Genomic DNA, 17,065 nt, shown 5'->3' with positions numbered 1-17,065 from the left:
CCACTTCAAGGACGTAGTCATGAATGCAACACCCGCACAGGCAGTTCTCGCCATCCGGGATCTGGTGATCGAGTTCGATGCCGACGGTTCCGTTGGCTCGTCGACAACTGTGGTCGACCACGTCAACCTCGAATTGGGTTTCGGTGAGATATTGGCGTTGGTCGGCGAGTCCGGATCCGGTAAGTCGTTGACCGCACGCGCTGTTCTCGGGTTGTTACCGGACGGCGCGCAGGCCCGCGGGTTGATCCAACTCGGTGGCAAGCAGGTGCTCGGTGCCGACGAGGCGACGCTCAATCAATTGCGGGGGACTCGGGCCGCGATGGTTTTCCAGGAGCCTCAGACTGCACTGAATCCAGTGCAGAAGGTGGGTTGGCAGATCGCGCAGGCGCTGCGGGCACACGGTAAGGTCTCGCGTGCCGACGCCAGAGTTCGCGCAATCGATCTTCTACGGATGGTGGAGATTCCGGAACCGGAGCGTCGGGTCGACTGGTATCCGCATCAACTCTCGGGTGGACAGAAGCAGCGGGTTGTCATCGCGCTGGCGTTGTCGGGTTCTCCTGATTTACTCATCGCCGACGAACCGACTACTGCGCTCGACGTCACCGTGCAGGCCGAGATTCTGCAACTCCTGCGTAATCTGCGTGATCGTTCGGGCACTGCAATACTGCTCATCACACACAACATGGGTGTCGTTGCGGACATCGCAGATCGCGTGCTGGTGATGCGATCGGGCAGGGTCGTCGAGCAGCAGTCCGTCTTCGATCTCTTTGCAACGCCGCGTGAGTCGTACACAAAGGCTTTGCTTGCGGCCGTGCCACGTCTGCCGGAGGCCGACCAGCCGAAGCCTGTGGTTGCTCTGATCGATAGCGAAGGCGACGCGCTAGTCCCGCCGATCCTGCGGTTCGACGCGGCCTCCATTGTGTACCCGGCGAGGCTGGGCAACAGAGAGTTTCGTGCGGTCGATCAGGTGAGCCTGACGGTTCAGGCCGGCGAGGTTGTCGGACTGGTCGGTGAATCGGGATCAGGGAAGACAACTCTCGGCCGGGCCGCGCTCGGTGTTATCAGGGCCAGTAGTGGCATCGTTGCTTTCGACGGAACCGATCTCGGAAAGATCTCCGCCGCGAATCTTCGGGGCCTCCGCAAGGGAATGGCCTTGATTCATCAGGACCCTGCGGCATCTCTCGATCCGCGTCGGACGGTCGGACAAAGCGTCGGCGAGCCACTCGAAGTCCATCGCTTTGCCACCGGAGCACTGCTGCGAAACCGGGTGGGGGAGTTACTCGAATCAGTTCGCCTACCGAAGTCTTTTGCTCACCGGGCACCAGGAGAACTTTCCGGTGGTCAACGCCAGCGTGTTGCGCTGGCCCGAGCACTTGCCCTCGGACCGAGACTGCTGGTGGCCGATGAGCCGACCAGCGCTCTGGATGTTTCCGTCCAAGCCGATGTTCTTTCACTCTTTGCCGATCTCAGGGAGGAATACAACTTCGCATGTCTGTTCATCAGCCACGATCTTGCAGTCGTCAATCAGGTAGCCGACCGGGTAGCGGTACTTCGCAGCGGGGAGTTGGTCGAAGAGGGCCCCGCTGCAGAGGTATTCAGCTCGCCACGGCAGGACTACACACAACAGTTGGTTGCCGCGGTGCCTGTTCCAGATCCGCGTCGTCAGCGCGCCGGGCGGGAACGGGAATCACTGGTTCCCGACCTGACTGTTGCCGTTTGACCCGTCTCGACATCGAACAGCATTACCACCACTCAACCTTTTGCAGACTCATAGGAGCTTGACATGTCCATCACCGAACTCGAACGCGTCACTCAGACCCCGGAGCAGATCTACGCTGCCGGCGGAATCACTGTCCACAAGGTCGGTGAGCTGATCGGCGCCCGCATCGACGGCGTACACCTCTCTGGGGATCTGTCCGAAGAGACCGCCTACGCGATCAACTATGCGCTGGCAGCGCACAAGGTTGTGTTCTTCCGTGGGCAGCAGCATCTCGACGACACGTCGCAGTACGAATTCGCCGGAACCCTCGGCAGCCAGACCACCACGCATCCCACTCTCAAGTCCAAGGACAACAAGCTGTTGGTGCTCGACGGCGCTGCCAGCAGCTGGCACACCGACGTCACTTTCATCGATCGCATCCCGAAGGCATCGATCCTGCGCGCGAACACAATTCCCGAGTACGGCGGAGCCACCACGTGGGCGTCTACCACGGCTGCGTACAACCAACTGCCGCATTCACTCAAGGTATTGGTCGAGAATCTGCGCGCTGTCCACACCAATGCATACGACTACGCCGAGATTATCGACAAGGTGAAGCAAGGCGACGCTCAGCGCGTGACGAACTACTCCGAATTTACCCGCGAAATCTACGAGACGGAGCATCCGGTGGTTCGGGTCCATCCTGCGACAGGGGAGAAGACTCTGCTTCTCGGTCACTTCGTCAAGGAGTTCGTCGGACTGAAGCCGTCGGAGTCGGTTGCTCTCTACCAGCTTCTGCAGGCACGAATCATCAAGTTGGAAAACACCGTTCGGTGGTCATGGGCTCCCGGTGATCTGGCGATCTGGGACAACCAGGCAACCCAGCACTACGGGATTTCCGATTACGGGACACAGGCGCGCAGCGTGCATCGCGTGACGTTGGCCGGTGACGTTCCCGTCGACGTCCACGGTGAGCAGAGCCGCATCATCAAGGGCGATGCATCCGAGTTCTCGATCATTGCAGACATCGATCGGCTTCCCGGCTTTGTCGCGAACTGATCAGTCGTGCTGCGGGTGATCCGGCGGGAACATCTGTCCCCATGAGTGATTGCATGCTCGGCACGTCCATTCCGGGGTGTCCGGTCCCACGACGCAGCCTGATCCGGCGAGCCACGGTAGGTGATCGAATGGATGGACCGGCATCCCCGGTGCACACTGAGCGGTTCTGTGTGCACCGCAGAGTGGGCACGACGGATTCTTCGCCAGCATGTAGTCGATGAAGTTGGTGTGCCCGGACGTGGCCATCCTTCCGGTGCACTTGCGGCACAGGACGGCTGGGTAGTCGTCACCAGGTTCAGCCTGCCTGAAGATCCGTGATGCGGAATGAAAGTGAAGGCGATCGCTGCTGTTGAACTTTCGCAACGGTAGCGGTGAGCTGCAACCTGTGCAGTTGCCCCGCTCGTTCATCAACGTTCGGGCGTGGGCAGCTGTGGACGTCGGATCCAGCGTGTCGATGTCGCCGAAGTAGTGCGCATAGTGTGACTGGCCGGCCGTGAGAATCCGGTCGGCCAGTGCGTCGTCGACCGGCCCTGGATCCGTGGGAAACGTGATGGACCATCGTTGTTCGAGTTCTGGAACGGTGGGCAAACCGTGGAGTTCGTACGGGCGTTCATCGACTTCCATCGGCGACGTGCCGTCGAAGGGCGCAGCCACGGTCTCGATGCAGAGCAGCGTGCGAGGAGTGGTGTCGAGAACCGTGACCAGCAGGTCACCGATGGCCATCTTTCCGTGCATGATCCAGGGATCGACACGGGCTCGGGGTTCGAGAAACGCGACCACGGCATCGATCCATGGCGTGCCGAGTGCGATGAATACGTGCTGACCGGAGCTCCGCGTGATCATCGGACGATTCTCGCAAGGGCTGCCGACAGCGTCAGGCTTTGACCACCTTGCGCCCGAGCAGCGATGCAACCAGTCCGTCGACGAAGGTCGCTTGCCGTCCGAGGGGATCGGAATCCGCTGCCGCGACGCTGCCGATCGAAATCGATCTCGTCAGGCCGGTCTCGCTGATGAATTCGGCGGCGAGGTGCGCTTCTCGGAATGTGAGGCCGCCCAGATGTGTCGTGTCGTCGACTCCGAGAACACGTCCGTCGATGATGTCCATGTCGAAATGGACGTGGACGCCGTTCACACCCTGGCCCGCCGCGGCGAGGACGCGAGGCATCAAGGCCGCCATGCCATGGCGATCGATCTCGTCGATCGTCACCAGCAATACCCCGTACTCGTCGAGTGCGCGCTTGTGATCGACCGTGGCGTTCTTGACGCCCACCAGGACGGTGTTCTCCAAACTGGGGCCGTGCAGATCCGCCGCCGACGACAGCAGTTGTTCGATATCGCCGTGGGAGGCGAAAATGATTGCACCCAAATCGGTTCCGGGTTCGGTGGCAATCGGAATTCTGGTGTTCTGCCAGGCCTCGGTAGTGAGCCACAGCGGCAGCGTTGTGAGATCCGCGGCGGCGTTCTCGGCTTGAATGCAGTTGAAACCGATTCCGGACATGTCCTCGCGTAGACCGTGATCGAGGAGATGGCTTGCCAGCCCGGTAGTTTCGAGATCGATCAATTCGACGGTCGCATTGGCATCGATCGGTTCGGTGCCCAGGACGTAGCGCTTTTCGACGTAGGGCGATGTCATCGCCATCAAGAGCGCGCCGTAATCGATCGTGAAGTCGACGGTGCCACCCAGTCGGTATTCGTCACCTGTTTCTCCGGCGTCGACGAGGAGGTGATCGCTGCTGGCACTGATCACCTTCAATCGCGGATCGATCGGGGTCAAGCCTTCCGGCGAGATGTCCTCGCGGCCGATGGACAAGATCAGGCGTCGGCTCGGCTTGTCCTCGTTGTCGAAGACGGGGCGTCGGCCGAATGCGTCTTCGCCTGAGACTCCATACGGCCGCGACGGCTTGACCTTGGCCTCGATGATGTCCGCGGTGAGGGTGAAAGCATCACTGTTCAGCAGTTCGTACAGTCCGGGGGGAGTAGGTGATTCGGCCAGAACAATGCTGGCGCCCAAACGCAGATGGTTGATCCCCTCGGGCATCGTGCCCGTCTCGAGTAGTGGCAGCGAAAACGTATTGCCGCCGGAAACGATCGGCAGTTCGATCGAGAACCGCTTCGTGATTTCGTCGGCAAGGTAGACCAGATTCGACAGGTTGTCGACGGTCGGCTGGATGCCACCGACGCACGCGAGGTTCGCGCCGATTCCGATCAGTCTGATGCCCTCGATGGGAAGGATTTCAGCGACTACGTCCAACGCCTCCGCCGGCAGGATTCCTTCGCGGAGATCTCCGAGGTCGATCATCAGCACGATGTCGTGGACGACTCCTCGCGTCCGTGCTGCTCTGCCCAGAGCAACAATCGTCGTCAACTCGGAATTGAGGCTGATGTCCGCGTAGCGGATCGTGTCGTCGATCTCGTTGAGCGACGGTGCGCGGATCAGCATCAGGGGAACGGTGATGCCGTCGCGGCGAATGCGGGCCAGGTTGTCCAGGCGGGAGTCGGCGATCTGTGCGACGCCGCCGCGGACCATTGCTCGCGCCACCTTGGGGGAGCCACATGTAGACTTGCTGACGCCCGCCACCTCAATACCCTTGGCATTGGACGCTTCGACGAGGACGCGCGCATTCTGTTCGATACGACGCAGGTCGACGGTGATGGTCGGTCCGGTCATGATCTCCCTGTTTTCTCCGGAGGCGGTTCACGATCCGGGCATTCCAGACCGGACGGTTGGCGTGAGCTGGGCAACTTTGCTCCAACTGTTGTGTCGCAGGACACTTACGTGCAGTATGAGGATACAACAGTTTCCTACCAGGCACTCTAGAGGAGCGTCGATGGCTACTCTCGTCAAACACGTACTTCGGCGCAAGCCGGCTTTGCAGATAGACCAGGAGACCGGCGCAGATACCAACGGCGGCGAGCTGACCCGAAGTATCGGTTTGGCGCAGTTGTCCATGTTCGGCATCGGCGCCACGATCGGCACCGGCATCTTCTTCGTCCTCTCGCAGGCAGTCCCGGTTGCGGGTCCGGCAGTGATCATCTCCTTCGTTGTTGCCGGTGTCGTCGCGGGACTCACGGCGATTTGTTACGCGGAGTTGGCCGGAGCTGTCCCGGCGTCGGGCTCGTCGTATTCCTACGCTTACGCGACGCTCGGAGAGCTTCCGGCCATGGCCGTCGGCGCGTGTCTGCTTCTCGAGTACGGAGTCTCGGCCGCGGCGGTGTCCGTCGGATGGTCGCAATACTTGAACCAGCTACTTGGCAACCTCTTCGGGTTCCAGATCCCCGACGCGCTGTCACAAGCGCCGGAGCAGGGCGGCATCATCAATCTGCCCGCAGTGATCCTGGTGTGCCTGTGCGGTGTTCTGCTCATTCGCGGCGCCAGTGAATCGGCCAAGGCCAACGCCATCATGGTCTCGATCAAACTCGCAATTCTGCTGCTCTTCATCGTGGTCGGCATCGCCGGATGGAACAGCAATCACTTCGCCGACTTCGCACCGTTCGGATTCAGTGGCGTCATGTCCGCCGCCGGAATCATCTTCTTCTCGTACATCGGCCTCGACGCTGTGTCCACCGCCGGCGAAGAAGTGAAGAACCCTCGTCGCAATCTCCCTCTCGCGATCCTCATTGCGCTCGTGTCTGTCACCGCGATCTACATCGCCGTTGTCGCCGTGGCGATCGGTGCACAGGATTCCGCATCGTTCGAAGGTCAGGAAGCCGGGCTGTCCGCCATCCTCGAACAGGTGACCGGATCTACCTGGCCGGGAACACTTCTGGCCGCCGGTGCGGTGATCTCGATCTGCAGCGTCACGCTCGTGGTCATCTACGGTCAGACCCGCATTCTGTTCGCGATGTCACGCGACGGCATGATTCCGTCGATCTTCCACAAGGTGAACCCGCGGACTCTGACGCCGGTGCCCAACACCATTATCGTCTGCGTCGTCATCAGCATTCTGGCCGGTTTCATTCCGATCAACTTCCTCGCCGAAATGACCAGCATCGGAACCCTGGTGGCCTTCCTCGTGGTCTCGGTCGGGGTCATCATCCTGCGGCGCAGTGACCCGGACCTGCCGCGCAGCTTCAAAGTTCCCGGCTATCCGGTGACGCCGATCCTCTCGATCCTGGGCTGCCTGTGGATCATCAAGGACCTCCGAACCGTCACGATCTACGTATTCCTCGTCTGGGTGACCGTCGCGATCATCTGGTACTTCGCCTACGGTATGAAGCACTCGCGCCTCGGTGCGAAGAACCGCGCCGAATTGGGATCGGAGTCCGAGTTATGACGCTGCTCGCGGGATACGCACCCGACGGTGACAGCTCCGGAACCGTCCATCTGGCAACGCTGTTGGCGCGCTCGTCCGGTGAACCGTTGGTGATCTGCGCGGTGATTCCCTCGCCGCCACCGCCCGGAATGGCGCGGGTCGACGCCGAATACCACCAGCAGTTGCGAGCCGAAGCCGAAGCGGCGCTGGCGAAAGCGCGGGCTGACATGCCCTCGGAAGTCGACGTGACCTATGTCGTGCATGAGGCTCAGTCGACGTCGAGTGGCCTACTTGATCTCGTTCACGAGCACGAAGCCAAGATGATCGTCCTGGATTCGTCGACCGCCGGGGTGTTCGGTCACGTGGCTCTCGGCAGCGTCACCTCACGCTTGCTGCACAGCTCCGACGTTCCGGTCGCCCTGGCGCCGAGGGGATTTCGAACCAAGCCCGGTGAGGTGGTTCGCCGCGTCACCGCCGCATACTCGGGCACACCCGATCAAGACGATCTGGTGCTCGCCGCCGCGACCGTGGCTGCGCGTGTCGATGCCGGACTCAGATTGGCGGCGTTTGCAGTTCGTGCGAACGCGCAGTACACGACCACGCTCGGGACCGAGGGGGATTCACCGGTCATCTCCGAGTGGGCCGAGGTGGTCGAGCGCGAGACCAATGCTGCCTTCGAGCGCGTGCGTGCACTGCCCGAAATTCCCGACGTCATGGAATCGGTTATCAGCCATGGTCGTAACTGGGCCGAGGCGCTCGAGGGCGTCGAGTGGGATCGAGGTGACGTTCTGACTGTCGGCTCGAGCAAGGCAGGTCCACTGGCCCGGGTCTTCCTCGGCAGTCGGGCGGCGAAGATCGTGCGGTACTCACCGGTTCCGGTGGTGGTGGTGCCGCGATCGGCGTCGACCCGAATAGTCGATCAGGCCGAAGCGGAATAGAGATCAGGGCCGACGAGCCGAGTGCTTGTCGGCCCTGATCTTTCAGACGGAGCGAGCGAAGAGCGCGGGCTCGGAGCCGGGAACCTGAGAGACCTGCTCTCGGGCAACCAGATGGCGAAGGTGAGCTGCGCCCTCGGACAACGCCATCGTCTTTCCCATCGGGGAGATCTCGGCCCACGGCTTGTACCACTTCATCTTTGCCGCGACGTCCCACACGGTGAGCTTGTCGTCGGCGAACTCCTGGAGCAGGTGATCGAGTCGCTCCTGGTGATGCTCGATCAGCTCACCGGCGCGACCTCCGACGTCGTCGATCGGAATGCCGTGAGCGCCGAGACCGCGGGTGATGTTCATGTTCTGCACCCGTGCGAGCGAGTCGAGGAAATCGGCGAGGGCGTCACGCTCGTCGAGGGGGTACACGAAGTTGCCGACGTGCGGTGTTGTCTTCTGCAGGACGTGGTCGCCGGTGAACATGATGTCGGCGTCGTCGAGGTAGAAGCAGACGTGACCAGGCGTGTGGCCGGGGGTGTAGACAACGCGGAGGCCGCGGCCGGTGAGTGCGATGATCTCGTCGTCGACGAGAAGGCGGTCGGGAGCGGACTCGGGGCCCACGGGAGACTCACCCGCGGCAGCCAGTCGGAAGGCATCACGGTCAGCTGCGGGCGCTCCGGCACGTTCCATGTTGTCGAGCTGGTACGCCATCCACTCCTCGTTACGCGCAGTGGCCATCTGATCGAACAGGTAGTGGTCGTCCTCGTGCATGGCAATCCAGGCGCCGGATGCCTCGCGGACCCGTCCGCACAGTCCGGTGTGGTCCGGATGGAAGTGCGTAACCACAACGCCTTCGATGTCGGTCACCGAATGTCCGATCTCGGCGAGCCCCGCGTTGAGGCCCTGCCAGCCGTTGTCGTCACCCCAACCAGCGTCGACCAAGATCAGTCCGCCGGGGGATTCCATGGCGTAGACGAGCGTGTGCCCGAGCGGGTTGTCCGTGATCGGGACAGGAATCTGGAATATGCCATCACCGATGGCCGCCGCACCGTTCATAACAAGTACCTCTTAACGATAAGGGAACGCACTCTTAGTACTTCATGTTTACCGTGCGCTCGTTTGGTTGGTGACACAGGTCCTGCCTGGCGGGAGTTCGGCATGTTTTCGGGCGACTTCGGATCGGGGAGAGTTTTATCGACCGAATAGTGCCATTGATTCGAAAGTAGTTGTTGAATAGGATTTTTCGTGATCTCGTCGTGTCAGGGGCGTCCTCGGATGGCGGATCCGTCGACGAGCCGCGCACTAGCCTCCGAGGGACAGGCGCGCTGTGCGGTTATCGAGAAAGACGGGTCATGCGTTTTCAGGTTCTGGACATCATTTTCAACCCACCCCATCCAGTGACCGGCGAGGAAGTTGCCCCGTCCGACCGGCTCAACCGTGTCGTCGAACTGGCGGTTCTCGCCGAAGAACTGGGTATCGATTCGTTCTCGGTGGGTGAGCGCCATGCCGGGCCGGTTCTTTCGTCGGCGCCAACCGTCGTTTTGGGCGCGATTGCGCAGGCCACGGACAGAATCCTGCTCTCGACGGGTGTCACTGTCCTGTCGCTACTCGATCCGATCCGAGTCGCCGAAGATTTCGGAACCATCGATCAACTCAGCCGGGGACGCCTCGAGATCGTGATCGGCAAGGGCAACGAGGTTCTTCAATACCCGCTCCTCGGTCTGGACATCGCCAAGCAGTACGAGTACCTCACCGAGAACTACGAACTCCTCAAACTGCTGATCAGCGAGGAAAACGTCAAGTGGGTGGGAACGCACCGGCCTTCGCTCGAGGACGCGACGACGCTACCGCGTCCTTTCGACGGCCCGTTCCGTATCTGGCACGGATCGGCTACCTCGTTCGAGGCCGTCGAACTCGCGGCGAAGTGGGGCGACCCCATCGTCACCGCCAACGCCTTCCAGCCTCGTGAGAACTACAAAGTGCTGATCGACCACTACCGCGAGCAGTACCTGGCGTACGGGCACGACCCGTCCAAGGCGTACGTCGGATCGGGTTCGGGCGGATTGTTCCTCGCCGACACGACCGAGCAGGCCATCGAAGAGTTCCGTCCGATCTACGAAGGCGCCGTTGCGCAGGCCGACAAACGCAAGCACGATCCCAAAGCGGTCGGAAAGTCGACGAGCTTCCGGACCATCGAGGAGGCCGTCGACCGTGGGCCGGCGCTGGTCGGGTCGTCGGAGCGAGTCGCCGAGAAGATCCTCGATTATCACGAGAGTTACGGCCACGATTTCCAATCGGTGTCGGTCAATCACGTGCTCGACTTCGAGCAGCAGAAGGACACTTTGCGCCGCTTTGCGGAAGAGGTCATCCCGCTGGTGAAGGCCGAACTGTCGACGACGCTGTGGACCTCGGCCGACAAAGATCGGGCGAAGGGTTTCACCGCCGTCGACTGAGCGGAGAAGCCTGACTGTCGGGTAAGCAGGTCCGGCGCTGCGACCGCTTACAAGCTGCAGTAACTTGTTACCGACATCGCGGTCGGTTTTGACCGCAATGAAGGTATCCGTGAGTGGGAGTAGTGCGTTGACGTTGGGTGTGAACTCGCTTCCCGCGAACGAGCTGAGTCAGACGCTGTGGGTCGATCTGTTTCCTTGGCTGGACGACTACGTATCCGATCGCGCTGCGCTGCTCGAGCCGCTGGCACCGTCGCCTGATTGGTGGTTCAGCGAAGCGCCGTCGTTCACTGTTCTCGAGGTCGATCTCGAGAAGGTTCTCTCTGAGCTGGCGTCCCTCTACATCGCTCACCACGCGGCAGCGGTATTAAGAGCGAGCTTTCCGCTACTTGGTGAAGATCTCCCGCTGGAGGCGTTGAGTCTGGATACTCGCGCAGTGACTGCACTGTCTCGGCTCACCACCGACAAAGCAATCGGCGGACTGCTGATGCACACGACCGCTGAGATCTTCGGCGTGCGCGGAACGAGCGAACAGACGGTGCACGACATAGTGCTCAACCTGTTGGTCTGTGCGGTCATGACGACTCCGCTCGCCCGCGTCGAGGCCGCTGAGGAAGCAGGTGCCCCACCCGCGATCACAGCGCTGCTCGACGATCTCGCTCAGCTTGCTATGTGGCGACGGGTCCGAGGTCAGGACAGCAGACCACTCGTCACCGTCGAGATCGACGACGAATCTCCGGCCTCGATTCAGGAAGTCGCCGCCCGGATCTCGGCTCTGACGCCGAATGACTTGCCCGACACCGACCGTACCGACGCGATTGACGAAATCGACAATCTCTTCTCGCAGCTGGATGAGCGGGAGTCGTTGGTATTGCGTGAGCGGATCGTAGCGCGAGTGCCGCAGCGCAGGGGAGCGATCGGAGCCAAGCTCGGAGTGGGCTCGGGGCGAGTCGGGCAGATCGAGGCCGACGTGAAAGCCAAACTCAACGCGGCGTGCGGATTCGGGACAGCCGTGGGGAATCTGCTTGCCAGCCTGCGCGTCGAGATTCAGCCGGTAGCTTCGCTTGATCGCCTCCTCGACGTGCATCCGAGCATCGCGGCGGAGGTGCCTGGTTACGGAGTTCCGCTGTGGTTGGTTCTGGACCGTCTCGACGACTACTTCGAGGTGACTGACGGTTGGGCAGCCGCTCCGGGCGTCGCGGCGGCCAAGAAACGCACTCAGACCTTGCTGGAAGACTTTGAGTCCCCCAACGGTGTAGTTGCACTCGACGACGTCGCCGAAGTTGTGTCGATGTCACGCGGCGAACTGGAGAAGTGGCTTGCGTGGTGCGGCGTTGTCGTAGTGGCGGATTCTGCGCTGACGCGTGCGCGTCGGATCTCCGATCTGGCAGTCGGCGCGCTCGAAGCCGTCGGATCGCCGAAGTCCGTCGTGGAGCTTGTGGAGTTGCTGAAGTCCGATCGCAGTGACCGGTCGATCGAGCGCGCGCTCGAGGCCGACGATCGCGTGGCGCTCGACGGCGCAGTGTGGCGGCTGCACGCCTGGGGAAGCGCGGATTCCGTTGGGGAGGAATCGGTTTCTTCGGGAGAGGCTGAAGAAGCCAGTGAGTTCAACATTGGTGGTGACGGGATAGTCCGGCGCAAGCGGACACGCAACACTGCGAAGACGCCAGAGTTGACTCGCCGCCTGTACCGGTCAGGTAGTACGTGGCGGTATCGACTGACCGTGACCTCTGATCATCTGCGGGGCTCCGGGTTTGCTGTACCCGCCGGTGTCGCGGTCGCTGCCGGCTGTGCGCGCGGCGCGAACATCGAGTTGGAGAGTCACCTCGGCGTTCAAGCAGTTCGGTGGACCGGAGCGCAGCCGACGTTCGGCACTATCCGCCGATTCCTGCGTGAACTCTCCGCTGTCGAGGGCGAAGACGTGTTGCTCGAGCTGTGGCAAGACGGAACCTTCCGCGTGGTCCGACCGGCGATTGTCCACTCTGACATCGACCCACTACGTCAGGCACTCGCAGAGGTTGGCAATCGCGAGCCATTGCGAACTGCCGAGAGACATGTGGTGCGGATTCTCGCCGAAGCAGTGTGTCTGGACGGCGAAGACCGTCCACGAAAGATACTGCGCGCGTACGAAGATCGTGGTGAAGACGTGGTTCTGGACTTCCTGGAGGCGGCATGGCGGCGCGGCGAAGCATCCGAAATCGACGAGGTAGACGGTAAGGATGCATCCCATGACTGACGTCGCGGACACCCGCATAGTGGGCACCAAGATCCTTGCTGCGGACGAGTCCCTCGCCGGCGCCATCGGCTTGCACCACACCATCGCGACAGCGCTCGCCGATCTGATCGACAACAGCCTCGACGCCGCGGCCTCCCACGTGCTGATCAGGTTCGTTCAGGACGGCACACGGATCGTGTCGATGATGGTGATCGACAACGGCTCCGGCATGGACAGTGACACCATTGATTCCGCGATGACCTACGGCCGCCGACGCGACTATGCCGCCGAGGACCTCGGTCATTTCGGTGTAGGGATGAAGGCGGCGTCGTTGAGTCAGGCTCGGTTGCTCCGAGTGTGGTCTCGAAAGTCCGGGCACCCGACGCAGGGCCGCGAGATCGACTCCGCCTCAGTGCAGGGGCGTCAGTCAGTTTCGGTGATCGAGGACCGGCAAGCCGAAGAATTCTTCGACGCAGTCACGCCCCGCTTTCCCTTCAACACCGGAACTGTTGTCGAATGGCGCGGCATCACAACATTTCTCATGTCCGCGCACGCGGACGAGCAGACCAGCTGGCTCGAACAGACCATCAACGACGTGCGCAGTCACCTCGGCGTCGTATTTCACCGTCTCATCGAATCCGGCCGGATCGCTCTGACTGTGGATGTCTTCGACGTCGAAGCGGGACGCGCCGGCGCGCTGCGCACAGTCAGTGCCATCGACCCGTTCCGGTATCCGCGCACAGGCGACCCCAACTACCCTCGGACACTTACCGTGTCGATCGCCGGTGCCACAGTAACCGCCGAAGCTCACCTGTGGCCCGCCCGGAGCAATGCACCGGAATTTCGCATCCACGGCGCCCCCGGCCGCGACCAGCAGGGGCTCTACTTCTATCGGCACGATCGACTCCTGCAGATCGGCGGCTGGAACGCGATAGTGCGGGGCCGACCGGACTACGGATTGGCACGAATTGCTGTCGACCTGAACGAATCTCTGCTGCAGCACATCACCATCAATCCCGAGAAATCGGGGGTGACGCTCGACGCCACTGCGTCGGCTGCCGTCGACGGGGCCGTCTTCACGGATGGCAACGGTGGATTCCGTTCGTATCTGACCGATGCCGAGCGCGTCGTGCGGGCAGCCCGAAGTTCTGCACCTCGGCCGATCAGCGTCATCGAGCCGGCGTCCGGCTTTCCGGAAGACGTGCTCGATTCCTTCAGCGACGCCTTCGAATTCAGCGTCGGTGATGATCCTGTTGCGGTGGGTTGGCGAGCCTTGGCGCGCGATCAGTTCTTCGAAGTCGACCTCAAAACTCGAACTTTGTGGATCAATGCGCGTTTTCGGCGTGATCTGCTCGGACGTCGCAGTCTCGACCCGGCTGATGCTCCGGTGCTCAAGACTCTCGTCTTCCTGTTGGTGAGTGAGATGTTCGAAGGAACGAGAATCGGCGCGCGTCAGAGGGAAAAGATGCAGGCGTGGCAGGAAGTGTTGATTTCCGCAGTGGCAGCGCACCGGGAGCAGGTAGTGCAGTGAGTGATGAAGTATTCCGTGCGGTTGCACGTGAACTCGGTGACGGGTTTCCGCCCGAGAACGTGCTGTACCCGGTCAACGCGCGCCTGCGAGCGAGCTATCCGGACGGCCTGACCATCGCGGACATCATCGATGTGTTCCTCGACGACAGTGCTGTCGGTGTACGAACGGCGCTCACCTCGCGTCTCCGGCAGTGGGATGCGGAAAGTGTCGAGACGTGGGTGGGCTCGACTGTTCCGCAGAGCCCGGAACGGCGAGCTCGGATCTACGACTTGTTGGGATTGCCGGTCGACGCCCACGCCGAGATGGATGCGCACTTCCCTCGCGAAGGTGGGCCGGTTGTCATTGCTGCTCAGCAGCCGTGGGACCCCTGGTACACCTCCGAGCGCCGGCGCGAGCACGACTTCTATTGGCGCGCTTACAAGCGAGTTCTAGCCGACAAGAACTGGGACGAGGCGACAATCGGAAAGCTGGACATTGCAACGACTGAAGTTGTGCACCGGCTTGCGGATCCGACGCGGCCCGAGCCGTATCAGTCCAAAGGTTTGGTGGTCGGCTACGTCCAGAGCGGGAAGACGGCGAATTTCAGTGGCGTCGTGGCCAAGGCGATCGACGCTGGGTACCGCTTGGTCATCGTGTTGACCGGCACGATCGAGATTCTCCGGAGCCAGACTCAGCGACGCCTCGACATGGAATTGGTCGGTCGTCAAAACATCAGTGCCGGTGTGGACGACGACTACGCCAACGACGAGGACTGGCGGGACGGGAACTTTCTCGAACACGAAATCGATCCGAACAAGACCAATGAAATCCCGGCTATCCGTCGACTCACCACCTCGACCTTTGACTACAAGAGCCTGCTCGCGGGCCTGAGCGCACTGCACTTCGAAACCGTGGATCACTCCCTTCCGCTGAATGATCCGAAGAATCTGTACCCCAGCAATATTCGCATCGCGGTCGTGAAGAAGAATGTCTCCAGCCTCAAGAAGCTGGTGGCCGATCTGAAGAAAGTGCCGACCGAACTCGATCAGATTCCTGCCCTGATCATCGACGACGAAGCCGATCAGGCATCGGTGAACACGATCGATCCGAAGAAGATGAAAACCGAGCAGGTCGAGCGGACGGCGATCAACGGTCAGATTGCCGAGATCCTCGGTCTACTCGAGCGTGCCCAGTACATCGGTTACACCGCAACACCTTTTGCCAATGTGTTTGTCGATCCGGAAGACAGCGTCAACGTCTTTCCTTCGGACTTCATCGTCAGTCTCGAGCGGCCCGGCCCGTACATGGGTGGTGCGGACTTCCACGATCTCGATGACGTCGAGGACGACGACAAGACTCCGGCCAATTCGAACGAGAAAGCGTACGTACGGGATCTCCGGGCCGAATGCGACGCGGATCGTTCTGCCGAGCAATTGCGGGCTCTCGACTCGTTTGTCCTGACCGGGGCGATCAAGCTTTTCCGAGAATCGAAGGGCGCCAAACCGTATCGGCACCACACGATGCTGGTGCACGAATCGGTCAAGCAAGCTGAGCATGACGCCGTGGCCAACGATTTCAAGGCCTTGTGGAAGTCGGCGGGGTACAGCCAGGCAAAGAGTCTCTCGAGGCTGGAAAAGCTCTGGGCCGAGGACTTTGCAGTGGTGAGTGCTGCGCGTGGTAGCGAGTTGGCTAATCCCAGCTCGTTTGGCGACTTGGAGGAGTTCATCGGCGCCGCCTACGACAGGATCTCGGAGGGAACCAGCCCCGTCATCGTGGTCAACGGGGCAGCCGAGAAGGACTACAAACAGGATTCCCTCGATTTCCAAGAACGGGGAGTGTGGAAGATCCTTGTCGGCGGAACGAAGCTGAGTCGCGGCTTCACAGTCGAGGGCCTGACCATCACTTATTACACGCGTCGAACGGGCCAAGCTGACACGTTGATGCAGATGGGACGCTGGTTCGGATTTCGCCCCGGGTACCGAGACCTGGTGCGCCTGTTCATCGGCCGCACGGTTGGCGGACCTGCCGGCGCGGACTACGACATGTACAAGGCATTCGAGGCGATCGTTCGGGACGAGCAGGAGTTCCGGAACGAGCTCACCAGGTTCAGCGGCGTGAACGAGAAGGGCGAACCGTGGGTCACTCCACGCGATGTGCCGCCGATGGTGTTTCAGCAGTTACCGTGGCTGAGGCCAACGGCTCGAAACAAGATGTTCAACGCCGATCTGGTTTATCGCGGTATGGGCGGTGAAAGTTTTAGTTTCACGATGCAGCCCCCGCGAGGCGACGGTTCGATCAACGCCCGGCACTTCGACGCGGTTGCACCATTATTGAAGTCGTTGGGCGAAACAGGGTCCTTTAATTTCGTTGACAAGGATGATGTTTCGCGATCGTTCTCTGCGCGATACGGCATCGTCCCGGCACATGTGGTGCTGGCCGCCGTGGACCGATTCGAGTGGGCGAACGGGTGGGATTTCGGTCCCCACCGCGAAGCGCTCTCGACCGCAATCGAATCCGGATTGCTCGAAGACTTCGCAGTTCTGTTGCCGTATCCCAAGACCCGGGAGCCGATCGAGATCAAGGGTTGGCCCGAGAAACTTCCGATCGTCAATCGTAAGCGTCAGGAACGCGAGTACCGAACAGGTTTCACCGGTACGGCCGTTCGTGAGCGCGATGCGATCGAGCACATTGCAGGCAGTCCGAAGAAGAACGGGGGACCGCTTGCGGGTGCTCTTCATCGGAAGACTCGCGGTGCATTGATTCTCGTATTTGCGAACGATCCGTCTCCTCGTCAGTTGAAACGGGCACAGGCTGGTCCGGTGGACTCGCGCGATTTTGCGACGTTGTTCTCGTATGCGCTTCCGCACGCGGCGGAGCCGTTGGGGCGAATCGGTTTTCGGGTGAGGCAGTCAGGTACAGGGGCGATCGTCGATGCGAACTAGGTGTGTTGTGG

General features: G+C 61.3%; 11 protein-coding genes. 8 read left to right on the top strand and 3 right to left on the bottom strand.

The features are described from left to right. Nucleotides 1-19 precede the first annotated feature (19 nt). Both A0W34_RS19435 and A0W34_RS19430 read left to right on the top strand, forming a co-directional pair. Nucleotides 20-1,720, top strand: coding sequence for a dipeptide ABC transporter ATP-binding protein (locus A0W34_RS19435; protein ID WP_070160162.1), 1,701 nt, complete (start codon nt 20-22; stop codon nt 1,718-1,720). Nucleotides 1,721-1,783: 63 nt separating this feature from the next. Next, a complete protein-coding gene (locus tag A0W34_RS19430) occupies nt 1,784-2,758 on the top strand; it encodes a TauD/TfdA dioxygenase family protein (RefSeq protein WP_081558123.1) in 975 nt (324 codons plus the stop codon). Here the strand turns inward: A0W34_RS19430 and A0W34_RS19425 are convergent, their stop codons facing one another. Continuing rightward, complete coding sequence (locus A0W34_RS19425) at nt 2,759-3,601, bottom strand: hypothetical protein (RefSeq protein ID WP_081558122.1); 843 nt, start codon at nt 3,599-3,601, stop codon at nt 2,759-2,761. A 31-nt stretch (nt 3,602-3,632) separates the two neighbouring features. Beyond that, on the bottom strand, nt 3,633-5,426 hold the full coding sequence (locus A0W34_RS19420; protein WP_063316925.1) for an alanine racemase: 1,794 nt from the start codon (nt 5,424-5,426) through the stop codon (nt 3,633-3,635). Between the two features lie 160 nt (nt 5,427-5,586). Between A0W34_RS19420 and A0W34_RS19415 the strand changes: the two genes are divergently transcribed. Next, nucleotides 5,587-7,032, top strand: a complete 1,446-nt coding sequence (locus A0W34_RS19415; protein WP_063316924.1) for an amino acid permease — start codon at nt 5,587-5,589, stop codon at nt 7,030-7,032. Beyond that, nucleotides 7,029-7,949, top strand: a complete 921-nt coding sequence (locus tag A0W34_RS19410) for a universal stress protein (protein ID WP_063316923.1) — start codon at nt 7,029-7,031, stop codon at nt 7,947-7,949. Before A0W34_RS19415 ends, A0W34_RS19410 begins: the two co-directional genes overlap by 4 nt. Nucleotides 7,950-7,991: 42 nt before the next feature. Here A0W34_RS19410 and A0W34_RS19405 read toward each other — a convergent pair whose 3' ends face one another. Continuing rightward, entirely contained in the window at nt 7,992-8,993 is a 1,002-nt protein-coding gene (locus tag A0W34_RS19405) for an MBL fold metallo-hydrolase (RefSeq protein WP_054831764.1), read from the bottom strand. A 296-nt stretch (nt 8,994-9,289) separates the two neighbouring features. Between A0W34_RS19405 and A0W34_RS19400 the strand changes: the two genes are divergently transcribed. The 4 genes from A0W34_RS19400 to A0W34_RS19385 all read left to right on the top strand — a co-directional run bounded on the left by A0W34_RS19400 (nt 9,290) and on the right by A0W34_RS19385 (nt 17,054). Continuing rightward, nucleotides 9,290-10,390 carry an LLM class flavin-dependent oxidoreductase gene (locus A0W34_RS19400; RefSeq protein WP_081558121.1) on the top strand — a complete coding sequence of 367 codons (1,101 nt, stop codon included), beginning with the start codon at nt 9,290-9,292 and terminating at the stop codon, nt 10,388-10,390. Nucleotides 10,391-10,499: 109 nt separating this feature from the next. Further along, on the top strand, nt 10,500-12,623 hold the full coding sequence (locus A0W34_RS19395) for a hypothetical protein (protein ID WP_232329885.1): 2,124 nt from the start codon (nt 10,500-10,502) through the stop codon (nt 12,621-12,623). Then, nucleotides 12,616-14,133: an ATP-binding protein gene (locus A0W34_RS19390; protein WP_081558120.1), complete on the top strand. Its 1,518-nt coding sequence runs from the start codon at nt 12,616-12,618 to the stop codon at nt 14,131-14,133. Before A0W34_RS19395 ends, A0W34_RS19390 begins: the two co-directional genes overlap by 8 nt. Further along, nucleotides 14,130-17,054 carry a Z1 domain-containing protein gene (locus A0W34_RS19385; RefSeq protein ID WP_081558119.1) on the top strand — a complete coding sequence of 975 codons (2,925 nt, stop codon included), beginning with the start codon at nt 14,130-14,132 and terminating at the stop codon, nt 17,052-17,054. Before A0W34_RS19390 ends, A0W34_RS19385 begins: the two co-directional genes overlap by 4 nt. Nucleotides 17,055-17,065 lie beyond the last annotated feature (11 nt).

Origin of the sequence: Rhodococcus sp. BH4 (assembly GCF_002079265.1) — a bacterium.
Classification (GTDB): Bacteria; Actinomycetota; Actinomycetes; order Mycobacteriales; family Mycobacteriaceae; genus Rhodococcus_F; species Rhodococcus_F qingshengii.
This window is presented reverse-complemented; position numbering and strand designations above follow the sequence as displayed.